Genomic DNA, 272 nt, shown 5'->3' with positions numbered 1-272 from the left:
CAAGCTGATCACCGGCAAGGAAGGTATGGGTTACGGTGACTTCAAGCTGCTCGCCGCGCTAGGGGCCTGGCTCGGCTGGCAGTGGTTGCCGCTGCTGCTGATTCTGTCCGCAGGTCTCGGGGCCGTTCTGGGCATCCTGCTGCAACTGCTGGTACCGCGTCTGCGCGGCGCCCCGATGCCCTTCGGACCTTACCTGGCGGTTGCCGGCTGGATCGCCCTGCTGTTTGGCACGCCCTTGATGAGCCTCTACCTGAGCGTGATCGGCGCATGAC

General features: G+C 65.1%; 1 protein-coding gene. It reads left to right on the top strand.

What is annotated here, in order from left to right; all coding sequences use genetic code 11:
• Positions 1–271, top strand: a 271-nt coding sequence (locus R0J88_RS20270; protein ID WP_410900915.1) for a prepilin peptidase, incomplete at its 5' end; no start/stop codon positions are given.
• Position 272: the final 1 nt, after the last annotated feature.

The organism is Pseudoalteromonas sp. SIMBA_162 (assembly GCF_046535955.1).
Taxonomy (GTDB): Bacteria; Pseudomonadota; Gammaproteobacteria; order Enterobacterales; family Alteromonadaceae; genus Pseudoalteromonas; species Pseudoalteromonas marina.
Note: the sequence above shows the minus strand (reverse complement) of the source record. Positions and strands in the feature narration are given on the sequence as shown.